Here is a 23,653-nt window from a genome sequence, read left to right on the forward strand (position 1 = left end):
GGAGACCCGCATGACCCACGCCGCCCCCCTGACCACCACTGCCCCCGCCCCCATCGCCGCCGTCCTGCCAGCCGGGAACAGCAGCCTGCCCGTCGGCGGAGGGGTCCTCACCGGCCTGCGCCACGTGATCACCGAAGCCGTCAAATCCGTCACCGGTCACGCGAACGGCCTGGTCGGCGGGCCACTGCTGGGCCTGATGGGCCTGACCGCCGGACAGCCGAAATGCGCCGACCGGGACCACACGCCGGATTTCGTGCGGCTCACCGCGCGCGGGTACGTCGCACACATTCACCTCAAGTCGGTCGTGCCTGAACTGTGGGACGCGGTGCAGGAGGAGATCTACGTCCGCCTGACCGCGGTCAGCCCGCACGTGGAGACGGTGAACATCAGCGAGACCGACGGGGGGCAGCTGACCATCAAGGTGGACCTGAGCACGCCCGAGTCGGTGATGCATGCCGAGGCGCTGCGGACCCTGCCGAGTGCGGGGCTGGAGATCCTGAACGACGACCGCTGGACGGTGCACCGCCGGTACGTGTACGTGACGGGCCGCTTCCAGGGCCTGGTGGAGATCAGCTGGCCGGGGCAGTTCGGGCAGAGCGTCGCCGCGTTCCCCGCGCCGGGTGTCACGCCGGACGTCCTGATGGACCTCGCCCGCTGAGGCGCGCAGGCTCCACTCCCCGCACGGGGGGTGGGGCCTGTTTCCCGTGGAAGTACACCTTATATATAGGCGCGTGGAAGCTGGCGGGCCGCTCGGGTTTCCCGTGAACCTCCACCTTATATATACGCACGTGGGATGACCCGTTCTCTCGGGGAGGCCCGTGAACGTACACCATATATATAGGCGCGTCTCTTGGGGCGGTGTGCGGGAACCCGGGGGCGGTCACGCCCGTACTCCGGGGCATGACCCGCCCCATGCAGACTCAAGCCGGCGGCGCTCCACCGGACCGCCTCAGCCGGGTGGGCGGCGCGGTGGCCGCCGTGGTATTCATCGCTGGAGCGATGTTGCGTCTCAATCACCTGATCACACCCGCGGCAAGCATCGGCATTCAACTGGCGGCATTGCTGCTCGCGCTGGGCACCTGGCGGCTCGATCGGCTGCGCAGCACCAGCACGCTCCTGCTGGCCTGGTGGATCGGCATCAGTGCCTTCGACCTGAGCCGGGCCCTGGAGGCGGACCAGCCGGTGCTGCTGGCCCTGCTGGTGGGCGCGGCGGCGCTGGCCGTGCGGGTGCTGATCAGCCACGCGCGCCGCTGACCGGCGGGGGCGGCGCGGCCTGACGGCACGCGGCCGCCGGGCCGGGCGGGCATGACCCTGAATGACCTGACGGCACTGAACCCACAGCCTGGCGCGGACGCGCCGAACCTGGCGCGGACGCGCCGAACCTGGCGGAGCTCACGGCGAAACTGATCCTGGCCCGCGCGGCGTACGACGAGATGAGCGCGTCGGACGAGTACGACAAGCACACGGAGTATTGGCTGCGTAACCTGAGCTGGGACCTCGAGCGTCTCGGCGTGCAGGGCGCGCAGGTGATGGAGGTGAATGGCGTGCCGTACGAGGTGCGCGTCCAGCCGGACACGTACGCCCAGCTGCGCCGCCTGGACGTCCCGGCAGCCGCGGAGGGTCAGCCCTTCGATTTCTCCGCGCTGGATCTCGGCGCGGACCGGGCGGCGCAGGCGGCGTTCCTGGCGAGCATGCCGCACCTGCATGCCGCGCTGAGCGGGCCGGGCGAGGTGCCGGTGCAGACCCTGCGGGCCGCGCATGCGGAGTTGCACGGGCGGGGCGTGCACGCGCGCGTCATGACCGGCAGCGCGGCGGACCTCACCGAATGGGCGACCCGGTCACCGCTGAGTGAAACCACGGCCGTGAGTGTCTTCTGCCTGCCGCCGGAGGGCACGCACGCGCGGCGGCTGGGTCCGGCGGTGCTGCTGGCCAGTGACACGCGCGCCGCGCACCGGCGGGACCTGGCGGCGCTGACCACGCTGGCCGCGCCGGGTGACCGGGTGATCCTGATCGGCATGCACGTCCGCCTGCTCGGGGAACTGCGGGCCGTGTCCGGCTTGTACGTGAGTGCCCGGCTCACCTGACGCGGCTCAGCCTGCGTGGGTGGAGGCCGGGCAGACCCCTGCGGGGCCACGCCCGGCCAGCGGGAACGGTAAGACCCCAGAGAGAAGGTCAGGCGCGGCCGCAAGAGCTTGAATCCCCGTGCCGGTCCCTGTGAATGCAGCGGCTCCCGGATTGGCGCATCCTTCCCCGATTTGCTGGACCCCACGACTCAACCAGGCCCCTCTACCTCGCGGCGATGCTGACCCACGCGCCGCTGGGGACCCTGCCCAGTCACCACGAAGGAAGGCAAGAAGCGAAGCGGAGGTTCGAGCTGGCCTGAACAACCACGGCTCAGTCACCGCACAAACGGCTGAACGGCAGTGGGTGACACCGGCCCCCTCTGGGGGCACGGGTCACCACGGAAAGAAGGCAAGAACCAACGCACGGTTCGAGGCTGCAAACCCGAATGACCAGGTCCGCCCAGGTCAGACGAGCGCCCAGCCAGGAGATCAACATGACGAACACTGCCCCCAGGCCGCCCCCGTCACCGAAGCCAGGACCACCAAGCTCCATGGGGTCCTGTGTCCCGCAAGTTCGGTGACGTGGACGCCAACGGGCACTGCAAGTCCGCCAACACCAACTTTGGCGGGACGTGGAGCTTCACGGATGGCAAGCTCGGCAGATCGTCCGCGTATCTCGAGGTTTGTGCACCTTGTCTACAGGTGCGTTTACACGCGCAGTGTCCCGCGGGGTTGCCTTGGGCGTGTGGGCGGCGCGGCCTGGCGGCACGCCCCGCCTGAACAGCGCACATGGATGACCACATCTTGTCAGTCTCCTCACGCCTCTTGTTGAGCACGTTGCTGGAGGTGTGCCATGCGTGATGATCAAATGTTCGCGCGAACCTGGCTCTCGGTGGCTTTGGCCGCTCAACTGATCGAGTACGCCCGGGACTTTGGCCTTGTGGCAACGGCCAGCGTAGTGCTGCTCTCTGTCCTGTTGGGCGGTGCCGTCGCGCCGGTGATCAGGGCCAGCCCGTTCCTGCAGGTGGCCCTGATGTGGGTCAATGCCGTGCTCAGCCTGGTCATCCTCGTGGCATCAGCTCTGCAGCCTGAGGCGGCGACTCTCGACCTGACGTTGACGGTGGTGCTGTGGTGGTCACTCTTCGGTGGGCCCGGCTCGGCCTGGCGGTGCCGAGCGCAGCGCTGGCTGAGCGAGGTCACCCTGCTGGGTCAGCCGGTCATGCCTCTGCCCGGCGGGGACTGAGCACGGCGAGGATCCCGCATTCAATCCACCACTGTTCAAGGCAGGTCTTTCCCGTGATGTCAGGCCGGCGTCGCCGGCCTGATCAAGGCAGCAGGGCCCCGTTCGCGCCCTGGCTCACATCATCATTCCGCCTCTTCCGTCCGCTGTGAGCGGACGCTTTGCTTTGGAGATTCCCATGTCACGTCGTATGTATCCAGATCAGCACAACATCCAGATCTCAACGGTCTCTTACCCCGCCGTCCGCCAGCTCATCGCACAGGGCCAACTCATCCCGATCGACCGCGCACCTGAGTCCGATAATCCCATCAAGGGCCTCACCGACGCTGAACTCTACGTGTTGGCCGCGGATGCGCCGATCGAGATCCTCTCTGATGTGGCGTGCGTCATCGGGGGCCTGCCGGTCCAGGCCAAGCTGTACGCGCTTCCCTCGCCGGCCTATCACGCGGTCGTGCGTGCCAACCCATTCACGCAGTACCCCGGCATCGCCGAACTCCGCGCCACACTGCGGACGTCGGCCACCAGTGCCCTTGAGGGCCTGCGCCGCGCTGTACAGCAGGGCCGTCAGCCAGGTCAGCTGGTCGCTGCGGCACAGGAGAGTGCGCAGTTCGTGTCCTGCTGGATGCCGGACCAGACCGTCGTGCAGATCAAGTCGCTGCCCAAACGGGCCGAGCCGGATGTATTTTTGACGCTCGCGTTTCGAGCGGCCTTCACTGGCGTGTTCCCGCCGCGCCGGGAGGCGGCCATGGGCCTCGACGTCGGCCTGCAGCCCCACACGGTGGTGGCCCGAGAGGACGGTCAGGTCAGGCACTATCACCTCTCGCCACTGGTGCGGCTGCCTACGCGGTCGCTGTCCTCGGCGGAGCGTGAGCTCCACGAGATCCTGCAGTACGCCCAGGGGCGTGAGGATTCCGAGGTGGTCGTGGCGTACCTGATCGGTCACGCCAGTCACATCTACGCGGAGGTCCTGGAGCACCGGGGCATGTCCACCAAATATATTGCCCGGAGTCGCCAGCTGGCCCTGCAGGACGCGTTTTACAGCCATCTGAGCCAGTACGCCAACGCGGCAGGCATCCCGTTTACGCGCGTGGATGCGCACCACAGTTCCACGACGTGCCCCGATTGCGAGACCCGAGGCGAGCGCGACCGTGACATCTTCCGCTGCCCAGCCTGCGGCCTGCAGCGCAACGCGCACGAGGTCGGGGCCCTCAATGTGCTCGCGCGCGGCCTCAAGGGCGGGGTGCACCTGCGGACGGGTCGGTGGCGCGCCTCTGGTCAGCCGCGCCGTCCGGCGCGGGATGATTTTGCCGAGTGGGCCGACGCCTATCACTTTCCGGGCCTCGGCCGGCGGTGATGGGGCCGGCCAGGTTGGCGCTGGCCGGGCACCGGCACCTGCTGCTGTGCGTGCAGCGCACGTCCACGCGGCGGTGGGTGCGGGTGGTGCGCGGACCGGATCTCGACGTGGCGCAGGTCACGTGCACGGCCGCGCCCGGTGAGGTGGTCCCGCACGGGCGCGACGTTGATGTGCTCCTCGGGCTGCTCAGCGCGGCGGACCAGGAGCGGCTGGGTGACCCCGTGCGTCTCACGGTCGCCGAGCTGGTCACGCGCAGCTGCCTGCCGCCGGGTGCGCGCGGGATCGCGGCGGTGCAGGCCAGCCTCCGCCGCCTGAGCGGCAGCACGTTCGAGGTGCTCGAGGTCCGGTCCGGTCACGTCCCGCAGCCCTGGCAGGTGACGCAGCACCGGTTGATGACGCCGCTCAGGGTGAGTGGCACGGCGCAGGCTGGGGCGTCCTTCGGCCGGTGGGAGGTAGGCACGCAGGTCCACCTGCAGTTCGGCGCCGTTGTCCTGCAGGCGGTCGAGGCGGGCCTGTTCGCGGGGCTTGACCCGACGGTGCTGACTCGCCTCAGGTCGCCCCTGGCGCGGCACGTGTACGTGGCGCTGGCCCAGGCGCGCGTCCTGCCAGGCGGCACGCTTGCGGCGACCTACCGCGCGCCCCTGCCCGGTTGGGCCGAGCTGCTCGGGCTGCGCGTGGACGCGGCGCAGGTCTTGCGGATCCTGTCCCCTGTGCACGCCGCCCTACATCGCGCCGGTGCCGTGTCCAGCGTCACGCAGCGCGGTGCTGGCGCATCACCGAGCATCGAGTACCACTTCTCAGCTGGGGCGGCCGAGCCGGGCAGCGTCAGCGTTCAATGGGCCGCCCCAGGCCGCCTCGTCAGGGGTCCTCTTGACAGCGGTGCCCCGGGGCCTGACGAGGCGGCACTCACAGATATCTGCCGGCATCCCGTCTTCACGCGGCCCCCGTCACGCTCTCCTGGCACGTACCGCACCGCGCAGGACGCGGCGGCGCTGCTCGGCTGGCGTCTCACCCGCAGCGTCGCCGCTCACCGCGTGCGGGATCAGGCGGTGCAGGCGTACCTGGACGGTCACCTCAGCGAGGCGGACCTGATCGACCTGGGCCGGTGTTCAAGTGCCGCGCAGGCGCGGCGGTGGCTGAGCCGCCGAATGGGCCGCACCTCGTGATCCCTCATACCCTTCCTCCCGCCTGCGGGCGGGGCGCAATCCTTGGAGGTTGCCCATGCGCGCGCTGAGCCGTCTGCTGGGCGTGACGACCACGCCCTTATCAACCCCTGATCCCACACCACTGCAGCAGGTGTCGTTCACCGCGGAGGCGCGCCGCACGCTGGGCGTTCAGCTGCACCATAGGGGACGCGTGCGGGGCGGCCTGCTGTTCGGTGAGGCGCGCGCCGGCACCCTGCATGTCACGGTGGTCACGCCCCCCGCCCTCCCCCACTGGGGCGGCACACTGCTCGAACCGGACGAGCGGTACGTCCTCGGGTGGAGCGACGCCATGTACACCCTGTACCGAGGTCAGGTCGACTGGGTGGGCCACTGGGTCGCCCGAGCCGACAGCACCCTGCCCACCCTCGAGGAGGACCTCGCGTGGTTCGAGCAGGGCGCCGCGAGCGGCCTGTTCGACGAGCAGCATGTGCTGGTCACGGCAGGGTGGGCGGACGGCGTGCTGACCGGCCGGGCATCGGTGATGTTCGGTGGAGCATGGGGCGTGTTACCGGTTCACCTGTAGGCACACGTCACCTTCGGACGACACGCGGCCGGTAACGTGTCACGATCAACGGATCATGTCCGGACACGACGCCGCGAACGCGGCCCTGATCGAGCTCCTGAGGACCGAAATGCGCCGTGACGCTCCGCTGCTCACGCCAGCCAGCGGCCGGGCCGACGGGCCGCAGGACGTGCAGGAGAGCGCGGCGGTGCCCCCCTTAGAGACACTGCCCGATGCGGATGAGGCCGCGGCGGAATAGAGCTTCATTTTGCGTTCCGACACCTGCACAAAGCGGGAGCCGGCGCTCTGGCGCGCGGGCTCCCCTTGAAGGCCAGTGGTTATTTGCGCAGCGTTGCGGTGCACACCACGACGCCGGGCGTGGTGGTGGTGCAGTTGGTCAACGTGGCCGTCCAGTTCCCGGCGATGTTCACTGCAGCGGGCACGGGCGTGGGCGCCGCGGCGGTCGCGCCGCGGACTGGGATGTTGTCCCACCGCACCTGCCCGCTGCGGTCAAGCACCAGGGCCCGCACCACCGTGGTGGTGACCGGCAGTTCCGTGACGATCGACAACCGGACCGGAATGCCTGTGTAGACGTTCCCGCCGACCCGCATGGAGGTGCCCCGGAAGGTCCCACCGAACGAGATGACTTCCGGCGCCTTGAGCGTGCCGTCGACGCCAAATACGGTGACGTCGTCAAAGTACTTGCTGGTGACGCCCTCCTTGGTCAGCGCGAAGGTGACGTCACACACCACCTGCTTGCTCTGCACGCTACAGCCGAGCAACTGGTACACACCATCGTCGCTTGTCACGGTCGTCTGCGCGCCCGCCACGCTGGTCAGCGCGGCCATCATCATCAGGTTTCGTTTCAACATGTCATCCTCCAGGGGTGAGTCGGGGCTTCAGTGCGGGGCGCTGCCGATTCAGCGGCAGGCGGTTTCGGTGGGTGAGACCAGGCGGGCTGTGTCGAGCTTCCCGTACCCCAGGAATTCATCTTTCACGCCGCGGGTGCTGCCGGTCGCCGCGAAGCACGCGGAGAGCTTGTCGTACAGCGCGTCCCCGGTGAGCTTCAGCGTCTTGCTGCCCGCGTACTGCTGATTGGCGTACATCCACAGGCCGATCTGCGCGGCCACCCATGGCGACGACATGCTCGTGCCGCTCCAGTACGACGGGCCGTCCTTGGTGATGGTCGGCACCGCCATCGCAGGCGCCGCGACGTCCACACCCGGCCCGTAGTTGCTGCCCTTCCCCGCCCGGTAGGGATCCACCCAGCGTTCCCCGTTGAACATCACACCCGCCGCCCCGATGGAGTGGTTCAGCCCAGCCGTGTCGGTTGTGCCGTGGACGAGTTCATTCCCGACGGCGGCCACCACGACGATCCCCCGCTGCGCGGCGTAATCGAAGTACGACTGGAGGAACTGCGGGGGACTGAGCGTGGCGTCCGTGCCCCAGCTGGTGTTGATGATGTTCGCCGGGTAGGGGTTGACCACGGTCTGCCCGTTGACCGTGACGCTGCCCATGGCGTACATGAGCGCCTTGGCGGTGGAGCTGTCGGAGAAGTCGCCCGTGCTGGTCGTGCCATTGATGGGCTGCACCTTGAGCAGGTTGTACCCGATGCCCGCGCCGTCGCCGTACCCGTTGGTGGTCAGGGCGATGACGCCCGCGACGGCGGTCCCGTGATCGGCGAAATTGCCGCTTACATTCGGCGCGGCGTCTCCCGCGGTGTGGGTGGCCGCGTTGTACCAACTGCTCTTGGGCACGAGGTTGTATTCCGCCTGGGTGGTGGAGCCGTTCCAGCCGGTGTCGATCACGGCGATGACCGGGTGCGCGCAGCCGGGTTCGAGCTGGCTCCACGCGGCCTGGGTGTTCATCATCGGCAGGTACGTGTCCTGGTTGATGAGGTTCGCGTCGGTGGGCGTGGGCAGGCCCACTGCCGTGCGGGTCTGGAGTGGCTCGGCGTACTGGATGAGGCCCTGCTTGATCAGGGTGCTGGCCTGGGCGGGGCTGAGGTCGGCGGTGAGCCAGTAGCCGCCGAAGGTGTCGTTGATCTGCACGCCGGCGCTGTTCAGGGCGCTCAGGCCCTGGTCGGCGGGTGCGCCGGTGGGGAGCAGCAGGGCCAGGCCACGTGGCGCCACACGCTGCGCGCCGAGACCCTGAAGGTCAGGACTGAGGCCGCTCAGGGCGCGCATGCCGGGCGTGGGCGTGCGGTACATCGCCTGCACCTGCTGGGCGTTGAGGGTCACGGCGGCCTGCGCGCCGAGCGACTGGGCGCCGGCCGATTTGCACCAGGGGCCCTGGGCGGTCTGGCCGTCCCAGAAGCCGGCTTTGGGCAGGTACGTGTCGCTGATGCCCGGGGTGGGCGGCTTGGGCGGGTCGGAGTTGGGGGGCGTCGTGGTGCCGCCACCGCAGGCTGTGAGGGCAAAAACCCCTGTCAGGGCGAGGGAAATCAGTCGAAGGCGCACGCTCTACTTATAGCAAGTCTTTCTTTCACAAGTCGCACTTTTGAGCGCGTCACGGGAACGTACAGGGATGAGTGCTGCGGTACCGGACGAACTTCTCCAGCAGGTCGGTGCGCGCGTCCGGCACTACCGGGAGGCGCTGAAACTCAATCAGGACGATTTCGCCGATCAGGCCGGCATGCACCGGGCGTACGTGGGAATGATCGAAAACGGGCGCAAAGACCTCCGGCTCTCCACCCTGTACCGCCTCGCGGGGGCGCTGCAGGTCGATGTCCGCGACCTCCTCCCCTGACGGCCGGGTCCCGGGTGAGTGCCCGTCCCCGGATCAGCAGATCAGATGCCCGCCCTCACCCGGGACGCAGGTGACAGAGCCCCCGCCGGGGGGGCAGGAAGAACAGCTTGAGGGTCAGCTCGAACAGTGGCGTCAGCAGGAGTTCACGCTGCTGGATCAGCTGGAGGCGCTGCGCCTCAGTGAGACGGCCGCACTGGACCTCCACGGGTACCGGGGCACGCCGCAGCAGATCGGTGAGCAGCTCCGCGCGCAGGAACCCCAGTTCGAGTGGGTGCTGGAGGTCAACCCTGTCGGCGCGGCCGCGCCACTGCCGGACACCGACGCCACGCGGCTCCTTGAGCGGCTCCGGGAGGTCCGTGAGGATGAGGCCCGCGCGCTGCGCCTGCACCGACCGGCCCTCAGTCGCCTGCCGAGTCCCGAAGACTTCGTGCAGTTCGCCCGCGCCGAGCAGCAGGCGCAGGCGTCGGTCGCCGCGCGGCACGAGGGGCGCGACGCCCTGGCGTTCACGCCGCTCGCCGACGCGCCCGCCCCTCAGCGTGAGGCGCTGCTGCGCGCCCTGCAGGACCTGCAGTCGCAGGTCACCACCGCCCGCCGCCGCCCGTCCGCGTGGGTGCCCCGCGCCGTGGACGCCCTGCTCATGGGCCAGTGGGCCCGCTGGCAGGACCTGATGGACCGCACGCAGGACCTGCTCCCGGGCCTCCAGAAGGACGCCGAGTGGATGGACGCCAACGTCATCGCCGGACATGGCGGCCGCGCCCCAGAGCAGATCGAGTGCCGCCGCCCGCCTGAAGAGGGTAGTCGTAAAGCGTGCTACCTCGTGAACGGCCCAGCCGGAGTCGTTCGCAAACACCTGGATGACGGCCTGAGACCGGCTCTGAAGCTCTTAGGAGACTGGAGCTTCACGAGTGGTACGGCGTCAGCGACCTATCAGACGCAGACGGGCCGGACAATGAACCTGAGTGTCGTTTACGGTGGCAACGACGGGTACACCCTGGTGGATGAGCCTGTTCCGCCTGGGCAAGGAACCCTGCACGTGTACGCGGCGCCAGCGACACCGTGACCCAGGCAACGTGACCGTGGGGGGCAGGCCGCTCCGCCGTGCAGGTGCCCAGATCACCACACGGCGCGGTGTCCACCCGTGGAGAGGAGCGGTGAAGAGCGGTCGAGCAGCGGTGGAGTGGAGCGTTCCTGGCTCTCTTTCTGACCGCGTGCTGGCCACCACTGGGCCAGACGTGGACGAGGCCGGAACTGATGAGCCTGGACAGGGGCACGGAGACGGCCCCTGGTGCCGGGCAGATCGCGTGTGCTGACCTTGGCGTGGACGACGGCCGAGCCAGGGGCGGTGCTGCTCGCCGAATGGGCCGCTGGGCATGACGTCCCGCCGAGTGCGGCCCTGACCCGGGCGGTGTGGGCTGACCGATCCGGCCGGATGAGCCCCGGCAGAGGGGTCGTCACCAGGTGCGTGCCTTCACGGCCCGTCCCAGGGTTCTGGCGCGGAGTAGAGCACCTCGGTCTCGTAGGTTTCGTAGAGGTCCTTCTCATCCTCGTACGAGAGTGCCTTGCCCTCAATGAAGCTGGCCGAGAGGCCCAGCATCATCCTCGGCTGGGCCTTCACGCGGAACGTGCCGTGCACCTGCCCGTAATCGTCTGCCCAGCGGGGGGACTGCACCTGATCCCGGATGAGCCCGTCGAGGATGCCCACCACTTCATCTCGCGGCCGTGTCGTGAGGAACAGGCGGCCGCTGTGACCGTACAGGCGGGCAGGGTCGATCTCAAGGAAGTCGGCCTGCGTCAGGCGCGCCAGGATATGCGCGTCGAGCTGCGGGCTGGGCATGAGCTCTCCCCTGGCCTTCTTGATGGCGGTATCCACCGGCTGGCAGGCCGTCACGAGGAGACCGACAAGCAGCAGACGCTTCATCCGGTCCGCCGGCCGGTCCACCGGACGCCGCGCCGCGTCGAGGTAGCCTGGCGCCACCGATCGCCGACGGGCCGGCGGAGCGGGCGCGCGTGACCGGCGTGGGGCGCCGCGGTCCGGTCTGGTGGGGGGCCCGCGCAGTTCAGGCGCTCGCTGTCCATGTGGTGATCAGTCTGGCAGGTGGGCGTGGGGACGCGGTGCACATTTGCCTCTGGGGCTGAGGGGTGAGCGGTGGTCCGGCAGGCCGGACCGCTCGTCGACATGGCTGGCGGCCGCGGCCGATTCGGTCACCGGCACGCCGGGCAGGGCCGTGAGGTCACGGAGGACCCAACTGGACGGGCGTGTGCAGGAACGTATGGCCCGACTGTGGACGACCGGCCACCCACTGCCATGACCGTCAGTGGCGAGCGGCAGGTCGTCATTCTGGGTGGAACGCCGGGACTGGACCACGGACGTGGGGCCGCTGAACAGTGGGCCCAGGGGCGTCCAACAGGGTGACGTCGTCAGCCTGAACATGACCGCCGGGGAACGTGCAGCGGACACCAACCTCGTCCGCTCCGATCAGTGCACCCGCAGCTGCCTATGTGCCGCTGCGGGTTCACTGATCGGAGCGGACGCGCGACCTGAACCAGCTCTGGGAACCGAAGGGGGCCGCGTGCCTGCACCTACCGGTCCGCTGACATCCCCTCGTCCCCTCTCTGCGGTCAATACCGGGGGACGTTGCGGGCCTGCGCGACTGCTTCGGACAGGCGAACCACTTCCAGCGCGAGCTCGCGGGGACCGGGCAGCCACCGACCGAAGCGGGCCGTCACGTCCCGTTGCAGGACGGGGCTGAGCGCCCCGGCGGACCCGTAGGTGGCGTACGTTCCCGACAGGATGGGCAGCGCCTGCGTAAGGCGCCCGGCGTCGGGAATCCGGTCACGCTTGACGTGCTGGTTGTGCCGTGGGTCGCTCGGGATGAGGTTCCAGAGCTCGCTGATCGGATGCGTCGCCACCGGGATGAGGTGATCGAGGTCGAACGCGTCGGGTCCGAGTGGACGGGCGGTCCACGGGCATGTGAACGGCAGCCCGTCCAGCAGCAGGAGGCGCACCTGATGGCGTTCCCACGTCAGCGGAATGCGCGTTTCGGGGGCCGCCGTCAGCAGGGTGAACACCTCTCCCCTGGTGACGCGGGGCGTCTGCTCGACGCGTTCCACGAACAGACTCCACTCGTGCAGACACAGGGCGTCCACCCATAGGGACAGGTCGTGCAGGGCGGACCAGAGGCCCGCTGGGACGACGAACGCCGCCTCCTGCGCCTGCGCTCCAGGGAGGGGCGTGCCGGGCAGGGTCGCCACCGGAGCGACGTGACCGAAGAGTCCGTGCGGTCCGCCCGGTCCGGCGAACTTCAGGGGTTGCCGGACGGCGAGTGCGATCGCGTCGAGCGCCTGCGTGGTGAGCGCACGCAGTTCCGGGGACAGTCGGCCACGGTCGGCCTGCACCTCCGCGAGCAGGAGCGCGCCATCTGCCGGGTGACCGCGGACCTGCGGCGCCTCCCAGGCCCGCCGCAACCGCGTGAGGGCCGCGCGGAAACTCATGTCCTGGCGGCGTACGCCGCCACGGACGGGTCGGCTGCCCTGCTGGACTTCCTGTGGGCCGACGAACGGCCAGTAGAAGACCAGCCAGCGCTCCGCCACGCGGCGCACGGGGATGATGACGTCCTGGTCGGTGAGCCAGGGGGCGTCGAGGGCGAGATCGTTCAGGGCGCGGACGAGGGCGAACTTGTACGTGTTGGCTTTCGCCTCGTGCCGCAGCAGGCTCGCCAGCAGCGCGCGCCCCTCAGCCACGGTCGACCAGTGGCGGGACTGGCGGCGTTGGAGGGACACACCCGGCGGGCGAGCGGCCGGGCATGCACACGCGGCGCGCCCGGTCACTCCAGGCGCGGTGGGTCATGGGCGGAGGAGCAGAAGGATCGATGCTGGGTGACCCGCTGATCACCGCAGCCTCCCGGGGCCGGCGGGAGCTCAGCCCCTGGCACCACGCACGGTCCTGGTTTCGCATGCCCCCAGGGTACGTCAGTTCGTCCCTGGATCCCGGCGCTCCGCCCCAGTCCATGATCGGCACCCTCTGGACCACACCTCCCAGCGCAGGCGCTGGATGTCGCCCTGTGCCGCGCCGGGGAAAGCTGCGAAGGAGCGGACGCCCCCGGCGAAGGGGGCCTGATCCGCAGGAGCAGGGCCTGCTCAGGTCTGACCGACCATAGAACCGGCGGCATCGGGGGCTCCTGCGGCTCCTGCACAGTGGGCGACGAGGATCCTCCCGCTCCAGACCGTCGTCACCTGCACCGCTCGGGTGAGCATCGGCCTGTGGTGAGCGGTCCCGGCTCCGTTGCGCGGCCTGAATATCGATATTCAGAACGGGAGTACCAGAGGCTCATGCGCCGCAGCGGCGTGCAGGCACAGGTAACCAACGCACGGAGAAGGGCGAGGGCCATCCGCTCAGCGGTGCACACAGCCGCGCCGTGCCTTCTGGCTTAACTCCGTCGCGCCTTCGATAAGGGCATGGCCTCGCTTTTGAATATTGATATTCGGGTTGTGCGCCCTCAATCTATCCACAAAGGCGCGTGACCGCTTCAGGGTTGCGAGGGTGCCATCTCCCCAGTCGAATGCATGACGCAGCGGGTCGGTTGACTGCACGCCATAGCTCAACCGAGCGCAGGGAAACAACAGTTGTAGGGCAGGCACAGGCGGGGGCTCCATGAGGCTACCGCCACAGGCGCTTACCTGTGCGGTACAGAGCGGTGGCTGAATATCGATATTCAGGCACCGCTCTGGTGGAGGGATGACCGTCCAGCAGGCTCTGCAGGGCCCGCATCAGCCGCTCGGCCTCCTGCCGCTGCTCGGCGGTGAGTTGGGCCATCCGGCGTGCGGTGAGCCGCCGTTTCAGGGAGAACGCGCGACAGTCCTCGTAGAAATTGCTCCAGGCTGATGCTCATGCGCGGTTGGGCTTATGGCGGTCATGCCCGGCTCACGTGCTGGCCCCGCACTTCACCGCAAGCCCCATGCAGCAGCTCCAGGGTGAATTGGGCGTGGTGAGTGCGCACATGCCAGCCATTCAGGTGGCGCGCGACTCTGCAAGGGACCGTCCGAAACCACGGGCACCGCCGTGTCAGTCCAAGTCGAGGCCTGGTTGCGGGAGGCGGGTGGCTTCGGCGCGGGCCTGCGGGCTGGCCCTGTACTGGCCGCTGCGGTCCCCGTCCAGCAGGCGACGCACGGCGAACAAGCCGGGAATGCCGCTGGTGAGCATCAGCTCAAGGGGCGTGCGGCCCACGAAGAGGTAACGGTCGTTGGGGCGCTTCGGCCAGGCGTCCGGGGTGCGGGTGTACAGGGCATGCAGGGCCGTGTGGATGCCGGTGATGAGGCTCAGGCGGGTGAGCTAGTCGGCGCCGGGTTCCGGGGTGGCGGCACCTGTGCTGGCCCTCTGGATGGTGCAGACGCTGAGGCTGAACAGTTCGTCCTGCTGCTCGCGGGTGAGGTGCCACGCGTCGAGCATGCGGATCACGGCGGGGAGGGTCTGGGTGGCCATGCGACCTCCTCTCGGGGGGTGATGCCTGTCTCGCTGGTCCATCGCGTCGGGGCTGGCACCGGTTCTGCCGCATCGTCTTTGGCGGCATGGTGGCCGTGTCGTCCATCCGTCCTTGAGGGCGGGGCGGCCTGCAGGCACGCCCCGCCGGTGGGCACCGGTATGGCCGATCACCTGTGTCCATGCCGCTCCACCGCCTTCGGCGACTCGTCCATCCCCGTAGTCCATGCCACGGCGTCACACCGGGTCCTCCACGGTGATCCGTCTGGGGGTACCCGGTGATGGCGTTCCTGCGTTCCTGGGTCACCGTCGCCCTCTCGGCGCTGGTCTATGCCTACACGCGCGATTGGGGGTATCCGCCGCTCTTCTGCGCAGTGGGCGTCACGTTCGCCCTGAGCGGGTGGTGGGTACCGGTCATCCGGCGCTCCCCACCCTGGCAACTCGCCCTGTCGGTCGCCAGTATTGTTCTCAGCCTGTCCGCGTCGGTCGCCGCTCGCCCCGATCTGGCCGCCGATACCGTCAACCTGATCGTCACTCTGCTGCTGTGGCTCGCCGCGTTCGATGACGAGTGGCCCCGCTGGCGGCGCCGGGCAGACACGTGGCGCCGCGCGACCACCCGACGGGCTCGCCCGGTCATGCCGCTGCCCAGCGTCCGCCTGCCGATCGACCCGCAACCGGAGCGGTGGGGCCAGAGGTCAGGCTGATGTGCCGTTCCCCTGCGGGGTTGGCGTGAGGACGGCCCGCCACGGGGGCGGGCCGCCCTGAAGGGCAGGTCGCGGTTGCGACCGAGGAGCCTTCATGAGCCACACCGATCCCGACCGTTACGTCACCCGCCTCTTCCGTGACGATTACCCCATCCTGCAGGGCCTCGTCGCGTCCGGCCGTCTCCGCCGTGCGGCTGTCAGTCTGCCGGGCTGGGATAAAGCCACCGTGTTCGAGCCTCTCGTGCCGGTCAGTGCGCACGGTGATCATCACCTGCGTCTCGGGTACGCCGATCTCGGGGCGCAGATCTACGCACTCCCGTCCGCCCCGTACGCCGCGGTCCTGCGCGCGAGCGGCGATTACCGGCAACCGGCCGGGATCGCCGGGCTGCAGGTTTGCTTCGGCGCGCCCGATCTCGACGCCGCCACCTTCCGTGCCGAGCTGCGCGCTTCGCTTGCCCAACCCCTCAAGCTGGACAGCACGCCGCACCTCGCCACGGCCGATCATGGCGGCTGTCACGCCACGTGGTGGCCCAACCGCACCCTGATCCTCGAGTCGGGCGGAGACTGGTTCCTGGCCCTGGCGTTCAACCTGGAGACGCGGGTGATCCGGAGCCCCGGCAAATCGGTCTTCGGTATTGACCTGAATGCCGACCCGGCCCTGTGCATCGCCGATTCGGCTGGGGTCGCCCGCATGATCGGACCGCGCCACGCACTCCTCGACGGCCTGCGCCGCGAGCACCTCGACCGTCCACTCGCCCCCAAAGAGGTTCGGGTCGTTCGCGCGCTGGGGTACGCCTCGGGCCGGGGGCCGCTCGAGGTTGCGCTCCGCGACATGCTCAGCCGCGCCGAAGCTGTGGGCGTCGAGAAGCTCGACACGCGTCAGCTGTACGCCCGGTTCGTGGAGCGCAGCCGCGAGCAGGCCGCGCTGGACTGGCACGTCTCGTGGTTGCCCCAGGCGCTTTACCGCGCCAGGATCCGCCTTCACCGAGTCGACCCGGCGTTCTCGACGCAGGCCTGCCACCGGCACCCGTCGCATCTGGGGATCGTCCGCGGCCGCATGTTCGACTGTCCTCTGTGCACCGAGCTCCAGCACCGCGACAAGAATGCCGCTCGTAATATCCAGGCCCGTACACTCGCCGTTCACCGCCATCCGCGCTGATCGAGAACGAGGGGTTTAGAAAGTCTTACCCTACAGGCGAGGCCGGTGGAGGCAGCCACCTCAAGAGCCCGGGCGGTCGCTGACATGCCGCCCACCGCGGCGTATGCGGGTGCCCTCCGCACTCAGGGGCACAGTCTGCGAGACGTCGCTGCACAGCTGGACGCACACAGTTTTCGTACCCGGCAGGGCGGCTCCTGAAGTGCCGTGCAGGTTAAGTGTGTGCTAGGCAGGAAAAAACTGGATGCCGCTGATCCGGCCGCATAGGGTTGACCAGAGCTGGATACCGCTCTATATTGAAGAAATCAAGGCGACCTCCGGGTCGCCTTCTTCTTGTACGAACACTGGGGTAGACACCTCACCTGTGATCGCCCGCCAGTCACCGTAATGCTGCAGCGACTGCTCGATCTCATTGCGCCGCCGAGAGGCGAGCAGCCCCGATGGTTGCAGGAACTCCTGCACATCCCATTTCGGAAGCCACCGGTGATGGCCAAGAACCGCGGTGATGTGTATCTTCCCGTCGTCCAGCGCCTTCATTTCTTCCGCCGGGATCTCCAGCCCGCGGGGAGAGCAGCCGCTGAACCTCCTCTGATCCAACGCATAAAAGAGCAGCAAGCCGGAGCGCACGTGTGCGTAGGAAGTAAACGTCAGAGGAAGCGGTGCATGACGTGCAGACCTACGAAGCCCAGCGTCGGATGCTTGAACGCCTGCGGCACCGTCCCGATCACCTGGAAGCCAAGAGCCTGATACAACCGCACCGCGGCCGTGTTGGATTCCACGACCGCATTGAACTGCATGGCGGCGAACCCCTGCTCACGTCCCCAGGTCAGCGCATACTCGCTCAGTGCGCGTCCGACGCCCTGTCCGCGCGCCTCCCTGGCCACCATAAAACTTGCCGTGGCCACGTGCGCTCCTGGACCAGGACGGTTTCGCCCCATATGCGCGGTTCCCAGGATTTGAGAGCCTTCACAGGCGACGACCGTGTGATAAGGGAGCGGCTGAACCCATACAGTGTGTGCCTGATCGGCTGACCAAGCAGGGTCATAGGGGAAGGTGTCACCGGTGGTCACGACGTCCTGAACGATGGACCAGACAGCGGACCAGTCGGCCTCGGTGTACTCGCGGATGTGCACTTGAGCAGTGTAACCATCGCCGAGCAAGTGGGGGCGCTGCGCGAGCGTCAGGCGTTGAGGTCTATGAACTTCAGGTTGTGCGCCAGAACGTTCAGGGCCACCTTCAGTCGCAGGGTCAGCAGCGTCTTGATCTGACCCCACCGCAGCCCTGCACCAACCAGCACTGGGAACGCTGCCTCCACGCATTTCCTGGCGGCCCCATACTCTGGCTTCCAGCGTGGATCCATTCGTTTCGCGCCCTTCTTTGGGGGCGTCAGGCAAGTTCCTGACAGGTAGCCCTTGTCCCCAATCTGCTTCGGCCCTCCGTAAGAGGACCATGCCTGATTCATCGTGCACAGCACGATGAATCAGGTTCATTCGCTGGCCGAATCACGTACCGGACGATTCGACCATGCAGTGCGGACCAGGCGTGGAGCCTGAACCCGTAGACGGGGCCAGCAGTACTGAGGCTGTACCGCGCCCGTCTGAACTTGCAGCGTGGCGCCCGCTTGAAGGTGCCGGCTGGAAGTGAATCAGAATCAACCGCGCCGAAATCCAAAACGTGGACTTCGGTGGCAAGCTGTTCGATGACCAGTGTCAGGCGGGCCAAACGTACCCGGGCCTGCGGCTCAGACGGGAAATGCGGAAGTCGCCTTCATGGGGGTCAGCCACAGTGCTTGACACACCGGCCGACCCCTTCACTGCCGGCCGGGACGACGGGACTGACAGAAACCCAGTGTCCGGAGAGGCGAACGGGGGGTGTGGCGTCTTGACTCAGGGGCCGGAGCGTGCTCGCCACGCGGAAGGACCAAGAGACGGTTTGACCGTTCACGGTCACGCGCGCCGCGTATGTTTTTCCGGGGGTGAGGGGGACTTTCGGGATCAGGAAGACGGCACCGTACCCGCTGAGCAGGCTCCGGCCAATCTCCTGCGCACCCACCAGACCGCTCGAGTACCGTCCGGGAGGATCGGTGGTGTTGACGTACTGGGTGCTGCCGTACGCGCAGACCTCGAGGTCCTGGCCATCGACGCTCAGGGCCGCGCCGGTGGCGGTGGTGTCCCCGCGGACGTGGGTGATCACCAGCAGCGGCAGCCCAGTGGATTCGGGCGCGTAGCCGTCACAACTCGTCAGCGGATTAGGCCACTCTCCCCCGTGATACTGGTTGAGGTCCACGGTGGCGCCCGCCGCTGGGAAGGTCGAAACCAGCGTGGTGGACCCCGCCGCCACGACCCGGGACGTGCCCACAGCCGACGCTCTGGAGATGAGGGTCGGGTCCCCCTGGACCTGCGCGTACCGGCCGATGGCCACCAGTGTGGTGTCGGGCTGCAGCAGGCCCAGCGCGTGGAACGGGGCGGTGATCAGCCCGTCGACCGCAGGCGTACTGTTCACGGTGTGGGCGGCGTTTGGGCCCATGATAAGCCCGCTGCGTTCGGCACACTGTTGACCTTCAGGCGTGGCGAACGGCTGGGCGGGATCCTCCGTATGCTCATTGCGGCCCAGGGTGACGGTGTACCGGCCGTGCAGCCAGCAGTTCATACTGCCGGCCAGGTCCAGGGTGTGAGCGGTCAGGCCCGCCTGGGCCCGGAGCGCATTGAACCGTTGATACTCCTGGGAGATGACCGTGCCGACCTCCACGGGAATGCGCATCTCGGCGGTCTTTCCGGCCGCTTCGATCTTCACGGTGACGGGGATAAGGCCCTGTTCCGGGGCGGTGGGGGCCGCGGTGATGGTGACGGTGCGGCCTTCCAGTGAAGCGGTGACGAGGCTGGGGTCTGGACTGGAGACGCTCAGGCGGGCGTCGCGGTCCGCGGTGCCCGCGGGCAGCGTGTAGGTGAGGGTCACGGTCCCGCTGGCACCCGGCTGCAGTTGCAGGAGCGCCGCGGGCGTGATCCGGATGTCCGTGGGGTCAGGGATGACGGTGAGGGTGGACACGCTGGTGTACTGGACGCTGCCGTCCTCGGGTTGTGTGACCACCCGGACCCGGTACGGGCCGGACGCGGCGCCTCTGGCGTCGACAAAGAGTTCACCGGGCGCGCCGAAGCGGTAGGGCAGGGGCGGATCGATGGACACGTGATGGTAGAGGGTGGCGCCGTACCCATTCCAGTTGACGCTGATCGTGAGCTTCACCTCCTGCAGGTCGGTCACGGTGACGGTGGCCGGGGTTATCGTCGTGGTGAACGAGCCCGGCGGCGTGGGTGTCGGGGTGGTCGGCGCCGGGGGTGGCGGGGGCGTTCCCGCCCCGGTTGACGGCACGTTGCAGCTCGTGAGGCCCAGGGACAGGGTGAGGGCGAGGGGGAAACCAACCGTCAGTGCTCGCATACGAAGTCCTCCGGGGGGTTGGCGGCTCAGGCTCGGGATGGGTCGCCCGGCGCGCCGTGGTGAGGGGCCCATGGTGAGACCGGCCCGGGCCACTCTGACTGAGGCCAGGAGCGTGGAGTGAGCCGGCGTCCGGGCCGGCCCACCGCACGGGACCGTCCCGGTCGCGCGGCCCGGCGACTCAGCGTGAGGGGATGAGCCAGGTGAGGTCGAGCAGGCGGGCGCCAAAGTAACTGTCGCCGACGCTCGGCGGGTACTCCCCGCGCACCTGGCTGCTCCAGGCGGCGTAGACGTTCGGGGAGAAGAGCTGCACGAACGGCTGCTGCTGCCCCTCGATCGCCTGGAGTTGCGCGCCGATCACCCGGCGCTGGGCGAGCGTGGGTTCGCGGCTGCCCTGCTCGAACAGCTGCTGCATCTCCTGCTCCCAGGGGAACAGGCACGCCCCGCTCTGGTTGTACGCGTGCAGGTTGCCGCTGCAGGGAATCACGTTGGCGCCGTAGGGCCAGTCGCTGCTGCCGCCACTGAGGCCCAGCAGGATCGCGTCGAACGGCCGGTCCGGTCCGGCGGAGGTCAACTGCTCGACCAGGGTGTTGAAGTCGGGCTTGTTCACGTTGACCTTGACACCGACTTTCATCGCTTCCTCGGCGAAGATCCCCGCGGCCTTTTCCCGGTTGGTGTTCCCGGCGTTGGTGTTGAGGTCGAATTCCAGCACCTGCCCGCTGGCGTTGGTGAGGTACCCGCCGGCGTTCAGCGTGGTGTACCCGAGGGTGCCCAGCAGGCGTCTGGCCTCAGCGAGGTCGTAGTCGAACTTGGGAGCGCCCGGGCTGATCCACTCGCTGAACACCGGGTACACCGAGGTGTACACCGGCTGGCCGCGCCCGCCGAGGATCTCGCTGACCATCCGGGCGCGGTTGGCGAGGTGGCTCATGGCCTGACGGAAGGCCGTTTCGCGGAACAGGCGCTGCTTTTCGGGTTGGCTCGCCCGGTTGAAGTTCCACACGATCCAGGTGCTGCTCGCGGCGGGGCCCAGGTCCCGCAGGACCGTCCCGGTGAGGCCCTGGAGGGCGTCGACGGCGGGGCCGGTGGGGGCGAGCAGGTCAAGCTGGTGGGCTTTGAACGCGTCGAGCTGGGCGGCCGCGTTTCCGGCGGCCAGGACCTGCACGCCGTCCAGGTACGGCAGGGGCTGCCCGGCCGCGTCGGTGACCCACCGGCCGTAGTTCGGGTTGCGGGTCAGGGTGGCGCTGCCGTCCGCGGCGTTGATGAAGGTGGGCACGAACGGTCCGGCGGTCACGATCGTCTCGGGCGCGGCTGTGGCCGGCCACAGCGCGCGGACCGCAGCGGCGCCGCCGGCGCGGTAGGCCGCGCCGAAGATGTGGTCCGGCCACGGCGCGAACGTGAGGGCGGCCGCGTTGGTCGCGCGGGCGGCAGGGAAGGTCAGGCGCAGGGACCGCGGGCCCGTCTCGACGACCGACACGTCCTGGAGGGCGTCGAAGGAGTTGGAGCCGACGGCGGGGTCCTGGTGAATGTGGACGGTGCTGACGATGTCGGCGGCCGTGATGGGCTGACCGTCACTCCAGGTGAGGTTGGGGCGCAGCTGAACGTCCCAGACCAGGCCGTCAGCGGACGCACTCACGGTCCGCGCCATGAAGGGCAGGTACTCGGTGGTGTCCGGGCTCTGGATGAGCAGGCCTCCGGGGGGCGAGAAGCGGCTGATCAGGCTGCCGGCCGTCTGGTCGAGGAAGGGATTGAGGGTCGTGGGTGTGAGCGCGTCCCCGACGCGGAGCGTGCCGCCGCGCTGCGCGTCGCCCGGGGCGGTGACCGTCCAGCTCGGCGGCGTGCGGAAGTCACCGCTGGCCTCCGGGGCGGACGCGTCCACGACGTCGTCGGGGCGGTTGCCGGTCACGGTGGCCGTGGACTGGTAGGTGGCGCCGGACGCGTTAAAGATCCCGCCGCCGCTGACGGCCGCCGTGTTGTCCTGGACGGTCCCGGCGGTGAAGGTCAGGGTGCCGCTGTTGAAGACGGCGCCCCCGCTGCGGTCCGCGGCGTTCTGGCGGACGGTTCCGTGGTCGATGACGAGGGTCCCCGCGTTGCTGACGCCGCCGCCCGAACCGCTGTTCAGCGAGGTGTTCCCCACGAACGCCACGGCCTTGTTCCCAGTGAGGGTGACGTCTTTCAAGGTGAGATTCGCGCCCAGCGCGTTGTAGATGCCGCCCCCCTCGTTGGCGACACTCTGCTGGATGGTGACGTTCTCCAGGCGCAGGGTCCCCTGGTTGAGCACGGCGCCGCCCCGGGTGTAGGACGCGGCCAGCGCCGCCGGCGTGCCCGCGTCCGGGGCGCCAGTTCCGCCCGTGAGGGTGGCCCCCCGCACGGTCACGTGCGCCCCAGGGGTCACCTGCAGCACGCGGCCGCCGCCGGCCCCGTCAAGCACCACGCCAGGGGCGACGATGGTGACGTCCCCCTGCACCGTGAGAGGCGAACTGAGGGTCAGGGTGCCGGGCGTGTCCACCTGAATGGTCGCGCCGGCCGGCGCGGTGGCCAGGACAGCCCGCAGGCTCCCAGGCCCGCTGTCGGTCAAGGTACGGACGGCAGCGACCGGAGGCGTGCCGCCACCACAGGAGGCGAGCAGCAGACCGGCGGTGAGGACACTCCAGGGCAGCAGGTGGGAAAAGTTCATGGGGGCACTCCTTGGCGCCCGGCAGACCGGGCCGGTGAGGGGCCGCCGCGTCCTGCGGGGCCAGGGTTGAAGAGACATTCGCCGCTGCAGACCGGAGTCAGCTGGGCGGAGCGCGGGAACCGGCGCCGGGGCCGGTCATGACGGCAGCGGGGCGCGCCACTGGCCGTACGCGATGGTGCCGTACTCGTCCCGTTCCGTCGTGACGCGCTCCGGGTGTGGCACGTCGGCGAACAGGGCGCGCACCTGCGCTTCCGTGCGGGTGATCAGCCGCCAGTCCATGCACGCGTCCATGAACCCGATGTCCGGGCAGTCCGGCAGGAAGTTCGCGATCAGCATCACGCCGCCCGGGCGCAGCATCTGCGCCATGCGGGTCGTGAGCCGCCGCGCGGCCCCGTCCGGGAGGTAGTCGAACAGGCCAGCGGCGTACACGACGTCCGCCTCGAAGGTCAGCTCACCGGTGATCACGTCGCGGATGTCCCCGGCGATCAGCTCGGTGTGCACGTCCGGGTAGCTGCGCCTGAGCTCGTCGAGGCTCTCCTGGTCCTGATCGACTGCCGCGAACGTGATCGGGTCGCCGCGGCGCACCGCGGACGACTGCCCGAGTTCGCGGCCGTGGCCGGCGGCCAGCGCCACGACGCGCGCGTCCGGTCGGTTCTCGGCCGCGTGATCGATCAGGGTGGCGAGCCTCGCCCGGCGCGCGCGGACCGCGTGCGCGGCGGGGCTGTTCGTGGTGTACGCGTACAGCCGCCCGCCGGGCGAGGCGGGATGCGGGAAACTCAGCGTCAGGCCGTACATGTGGTCGAGCATCACCGCGTCCCCGGCGTACCCGCGGGGTTTCTGGAACGCGCGGTGCGTGAACGGGCAGGCGTGCAGGTGCGCGAGCAGCGGGTGGGCGCGCAGGTCATGGATGCGCTCGGGCCAGTGGGCCGGGTCGTTCAGCAACCAGGTGCGCAGGGCCGGCCGCAACCGTTCCATGCCTTCCCAGTCGCGCTGATCCTCGAACAGCGCCAGCACTTCATCCGCGAGTACTTGAGTGGAACTGAGGGTCATACGGGTACCTCCTGGGCCGCGGCGTCTGCCCGACTGAGGGCACCTTCGCAAG

At 69.0% G+C, this 23,653-nt stretch carries 23 protein-coding genes and 1 pseudogene; 12 read left to right on the plus strand and 12 right to left on the minus strand.

The features are described from left to right. Positions 1-10 precede the first annotated feature (10 nt). The 8 genes from IEY63_RS16120 (at position 11) to IEY63_RS16155 (ending at position 6,623) form a co-directional block, all read left to right on the plus strand. Positions 11-658: a hypothetical protein gene (locus IEY63_RS16120; protein WP_189070022.1), complete on the plus strand. Its 648-nt coding sequence runs from the start codon at positions 11-13 to the stop codon at positions 656-658. A gap of 242 nt (positions 659-900) precedes the next feature. Continuing rightward, a complete protein-coding gene (locus tag IEY63_RS16125; protein ID WP_189070023.1) occupies positions 901-1,254 on the plus strand; it encodes a hypothetical protein in 354 nt (117 codons plus the stop codon). A gap of 179 nt (positions 1,255-1,433) precedes the next feature. Next, the gene (locus IEY63_RS16130; protein WP_189070024.1) at positions 1,434-2,084 is read left to right on the plus strand and encodes a hypothetical protein; all 651 of its coding nucleotides are present in this window, start codon (positions 1,434-1,436) and stop codon (positions 2,082-2,084) included. Between the two features lie 832 nt (positions 2,085-2,916). Then, positions 2,917-3,306 carry a hypothetical protein gene (locus IEY63_RS16135; protein WP_189070025.1) on the plus strand — a complete coding sequence of 130 codons (390 nt, stop codon included), beginning with the start codon at positions 2,917-2,919 and terminating at the stop codon, positions 3,304-3,306. 175 nt (positions 3,307-3,481) lie between these two features. Further along, the gene (locus IEY63_RS16140; RefSeq protein WP_189070026.1) at positions 3,482-4,657 is read left to right on the plus strand and encodes a zinc ribbon domain-containing protein; all 1,176 of its coding nucleotides are present in this window, start codon (positions 3,482-3,484) and stop codon (positions 4,655-4,657) included. Further along, positions 4,657-5,823, plus strand: coding sequence for a replication initiation protein (locus IEY63_RS16145; protein ID WP_189070027.1), 1,167 nt, complete (start codon positions 4,657-4,659; stop codon positions 5,821-5,823). Before IEY63_RS16140 ends, IEY63_RS16145 begins: the two co-directional genes overlap by 1 nt. A gap of 55 nt (positions 5,824-5,878) precedes the next feature. Further along, on the plus strand, positions 5,879-6,385 hold the full coding sequence (locus tag IEY63_RS16150) for a hypothetical protein (protein ID WP_229784759.1): 507 nt from the start codon (positions 5,879-5,881) through the stop codon (positions 6,383-6,385). A 55-nt stretch (positions 6,386-6,440) separates the two neighbouring features. Next, a complete protein-coding gene (locus IEY63_RS16155; RefSeq protein WP_189070028.1) occupies positions 6,441-6,623 on the plus strand; it encodes a hypothetical protein in 183 nt (60 codons plus the stop codon). Positions 6,624-6,702: 79 nt separating this feature from the next. Here the strand turns inward: IEY63_RS16155 and IEY63_RS16160 are convergent, their stop codons facing one another. Both IEY63_RS16160 and IEY63_RS16165 read right to left on the minus strand, forming a co-directional pair. Next, positions 6,703-7,236, minus strand: a complete 534-nt coding sequence (locus tag IEY63_RS16160; protein WP_189070029.1) for a hypothetical protein — start codon at positions 7,234-7,236, stop codon at positions 6,703-6,705. Between the two features lie 48 nt (positions 7,237-7,284). Then, on the minus strand, positions 7,285-8,823 hold the full coding sequence (locus IEY63_RS16165) for a S8 family peptidase (RefSeq protein ID WP_189070030.1): 1,539 nt from the start codon (positions 8,821-8,823) through the stop codon (positions 7,285-7,287). A 67-nt stretch (positions 8,824-8,890) separates the two neighbouring features. Here IEY63_RS16165 and IEY63_RS16170 point away from each other — a divergent pair, with 67 nt between their 5' ends. Together IEY63_RS16170 and IEY63_RS16175 are read left to right on the plus strand one after the other, a co-directional pair. Further along, on the plus strand, positions 8,891-9,112 hold the full coding sequence (locus IEY63_RS16170) for a helix-turn-helix domain-containing protein (protein WP_189070031.1): 222 nt from the start codon (positions 8,891-8,893) through the stop codon (positions 9,110-9,112). Between the two features lie 70 nt (positions 9,113-9,182). Further along, the gene (locus IEY63_RS16175) at positions 9,183-10,172 is read left to right on the plus strand and encodes a hypothetical protein (RefSeq protein ID WP_189070032.1); all 990 of its coding nucleotides are present in this window, start codon (positions 9,183-9,185) and stop codon (positions 10,170-10,172) included. A 408-nt stretch (positions 10,173-10,580) separates the two neighbouring features. Here the strand turns inward: IEY63_RS16175 and IEY63_RS16180 are convergent, their stop codons facing one another. From IEY63_RS16180 to IEY63_RS16195, 4 genes are all read right to left on the minus strand, one after another. Continuing rightward, on the minus strand, positions 10,581-11,030 hold the full coding sequence (locus IEY63_RS16180) for a hypothetical protein (protein WP_189070033.1): 450 nt from the start codon (positions 11,028-11,030) through the stop codon (positions 10,581-10,583). A 701-nt stretch (positions 11,031-11,731) separates the two neighbouring features. Beyond that, on the minus strand, positions 11,732-12,853 hold the full coding sequence (locus IEY63_RS16185; protein WP_189070034.1) for an HNH endonuclease: 1,122 nt from the start codon (positions 12,851-12,853) through the stop codon (positions 11,732-11,734). Positions 12,854-14,174: 1,321 nt separating this feature from the next. Next, a complete protein-coding gene (locus tag IEY63_RS16190; protein WP_308425234.1) occupies positions 14,175-14,432 on the minus strand; it encodes an antitoxin Xre/MbcA/ParS toxin-binding domain-containing protein in 258 nt (85 codons plus the stop codon). Positions 14,433-14,441: 9 nt separating this feature from the next. Continuing rightward, positions 14,442-14,591, minus strand: coding sequence for a hypothetical protein (locus IEY63_RS16195; protein ID WP_189070036.1), 150 nt, complete (start codon positions 14,589-14,591; stop codon positions 14,442-14,444). A 275-nt stretch (positions 14,592-14,866) separates the two neighbouring features. Between IEY63_RS16195 and IEY63_RS16200 the strand changes: the two genes are divergently transcribed. Together IEY63_RS16200 and IEY63_RS16205 are read left to right on the plus strand one after the other, a co-directional pair. Next, positions 14,867-15,292 carry a hypothetical protein gene (locus IEY63_RS16200; protein WP_189070037.1) on the plus strand — a complete coding sequence of 142 codons (426 nt, stop codon included), beginning with the start codon at positions 14,867-14,869 and terminating at the stop codon, positions 15,290-15,292. Positions 15,293-15,386: 94 nt separating this feature from the next. Then, positions 15,387-16,451, plus strand: coding sequence for a zinc ribbon domain-containing protein (locus tag IEY63_RS16205; RefSeq protein WP_189070038.1), 1,065 nt, complete (start codon positions 15,387-15,389; stop codon positions 16,449-16,451). A 288-nt stretch (positions 16,452-16,739) separates the two neighbouring features. Here the strand turns inward: IEY63_RS16205 and IEY63_RS16210 are convergent, their stop codons facing one another. The 6 genes and pseudogenes from IEY63_RS16210 to IEY63_RS16235 form a co-directional block, all read right to left on the minus strand. Beyond that, entirely contained in the window at positions 16,740-17,063 is a 324-nt protein-coding gene (locus IEY63_RS16210; protein WP_189070039.1) for a hypothetical protein, read from the minus strand. Positions 17,064-17,095: 32 nt separating this feature from the next. Beyond that, entirely contained in the window at positions 17,096-17,581 is a 486-nt protein-coding gene (locus IEY63_RS16215; protein WP_189070040.1) for a GNAT family N-acetyltransferase, read from the minus strand. 47 nt (positions 17,582-17,628) lie between these two features. Further along, a pseudogene (locus IEY63_RS16220) lies at positions 17,629-18,206 on the minus strand (transposase family protein); the annotation flags it as partial. 18 nt (positions 18,207-18,224) lie between these two features. Beyond that, on the minus strand, positions 18,225-19,880 hold the full coding sequence (locus IEY63_RS16225) for a COG1361 family protein (protein ID WP_189070041.1): 1,656 nt from the start codon (positions 19,878-19,880) through the stop codon (positions 18,225-18,227). Positions 19,881-20,058: 178 nt separating this feature from the next. Beyond that, positions 20,059-22,551, minus strand: a complete 2,493-nt coding sequence (locus IEY63_RS16230) for an ABC transporter substrate-binding protein (RefSeq protein WP_189070042.1) — start codon at positions 22,549-22,551, stop codon at positions 20,059-20,061. A gap of 135 nt (positions 22,552-22,686) precedes the next feature. Further along, positions 22,687-23,601, minus strand: a complete 915-nt coding sequence (locus tag IEY63_RS16235; RefSeq protein WP_189070043.1) for a class I SAM-dependent methyltransferase — start codon at positions 23,599-23,601, stop codon at positions 22,687-22,689. Positions 23,602-23,653 lie beyond the last annotated feature (52 nt).

Origin of the sequence: Deinococcus radiotolerans, assembly GCF_014647435.1 — a bacterium.
Taxonomy (GTDB): Bacteria; Deinococcota; Deinococci; order Deinococcales; family Deinococcaceae; genus Deinococcus; species Deinococcus radiotolerans.

What these genes read in the sequence shown, in the direction of transcription:
- IEY63_RS16195 (WP_189070036.1), bottom strand. Translation starts at nt 14,591, where the DNA reads ATGGCCACCCAGACCCTCCCCGCCGTGATCCGCATGCTCGACGCGTGG.
- IEY63_RS16235 (WP_189070043.1), bottom strand. Translation starts at nt 23,601, where the DNA reads ATGACCCTCAGTTCCACTCAAGTACTCGCGGATGAAGTGCTGGCGCTG.
- IEY63_RS16155 (WP_189070028.1), top strand. Translation starts at nt 6,441, where the DNA reads ATGTCCGGACACGACGCCGCGAACGCGGCCCTGATCGAGCTCCTGAGG.
- IEY63_RS16225 (WP_189070041.1), bottom strand. Translation starts at nt 19,880, where the DNA reads ATGCGAGCACTGACGGTTGGTTTCCCCCTCGCCCTCACCCTGTCCCTG.
- IEY63_RS16230 (WP_189070042.1), bottom strand. Translation starts at nt 22,551, where the DNA reads ATGAACTTTTCCCACCTGCTGCCCTGGAGTGTCCTCACCGCCGGTCTG.
- IEY63_RS16180 (WP_189070033.1), bottom strand. Translation starts at nt 11,030, where the DNA reads ATGAAGCGTCTGCTGCTTGTCGGTCTCCTCGTGACGGCCTGCCAGCCG.
- IEY63_RS16140 (WP_189070026.1), top strand. Translation starts at nt 3,482, where the DNA reads ATGTCACGTCGTATGTATCCAGATCAGCACAACATCCAGATCTCAACG.
- IEY63_RS16125 (WP_189070023.1), top strand. Translation starts at nt 901, where the DNA reads ATGACCCGCCCCATGCAGACTCAAGCCGGCGGCGCTCCACCGGACCGC.
- IEY63_RS16150 (WP_229784759.1), top strand. Translation starts at nt 5,879, where the DNA reads ATGCGCGCGCTGAGCCGTCTGCTGGGCGTGACGACCACGCCCTTATCA.
- IEY63_RS16160 (WP_189070029.1), bottom strand. Translation starts at nt 7,236, where the DNA reads ATGTTGAAACGAAACCTGATGATGATGGCCGCGCTGACCAGCGTGGCG.
- IEY63_RS16145 (WP_189070027.1), top strand. Translation starts at nt 4,657, where the DNA reads ATGGGGCCGGCCAGGTTGGCGCTGGCCGGGCACCGGCACCTGCTGCTG.
- IEY63_RS16170 (WP_189070031.1), top strand. Translation starts at nt 8,891, where the DNA reads ATGAGTGCTGCGGTACCGGACGAACTTCTCCAGCAGGTCGGTGCGCGC.
- IEY63_RS16130 (WP_189070024.1), top strand. Translation starts at nt 1,434, where the DNA reads ATGAGCGCGTCGGACGAGTACGACAAGCACACGGAGTATTGGCTGCGT.
- IEY63_RS16120 (WP_189070022.1), top strand. Translation starts at nt 11, where the DNA reads ATGACCCACGCCGCCCCCCTGACCACCACTGCCCCCGCCCCCATCGCC.
- IEY63_RS16135 (WP_189070025.1), top strand. Translation starts at nt 2,917, where the DNA reads ATGCGTGATGATCAAATGTTCGCGCGAACCTGGCTCTCGGTGGCTTTG.
- IEY63_RS16205 (WP_189070038.1), top strand. Translation starts at nt 15,387, where the DNA reads ATGAGCCACACCGATCCCGACCGTTACGTCACCCGCCTCTTCCGTGAC.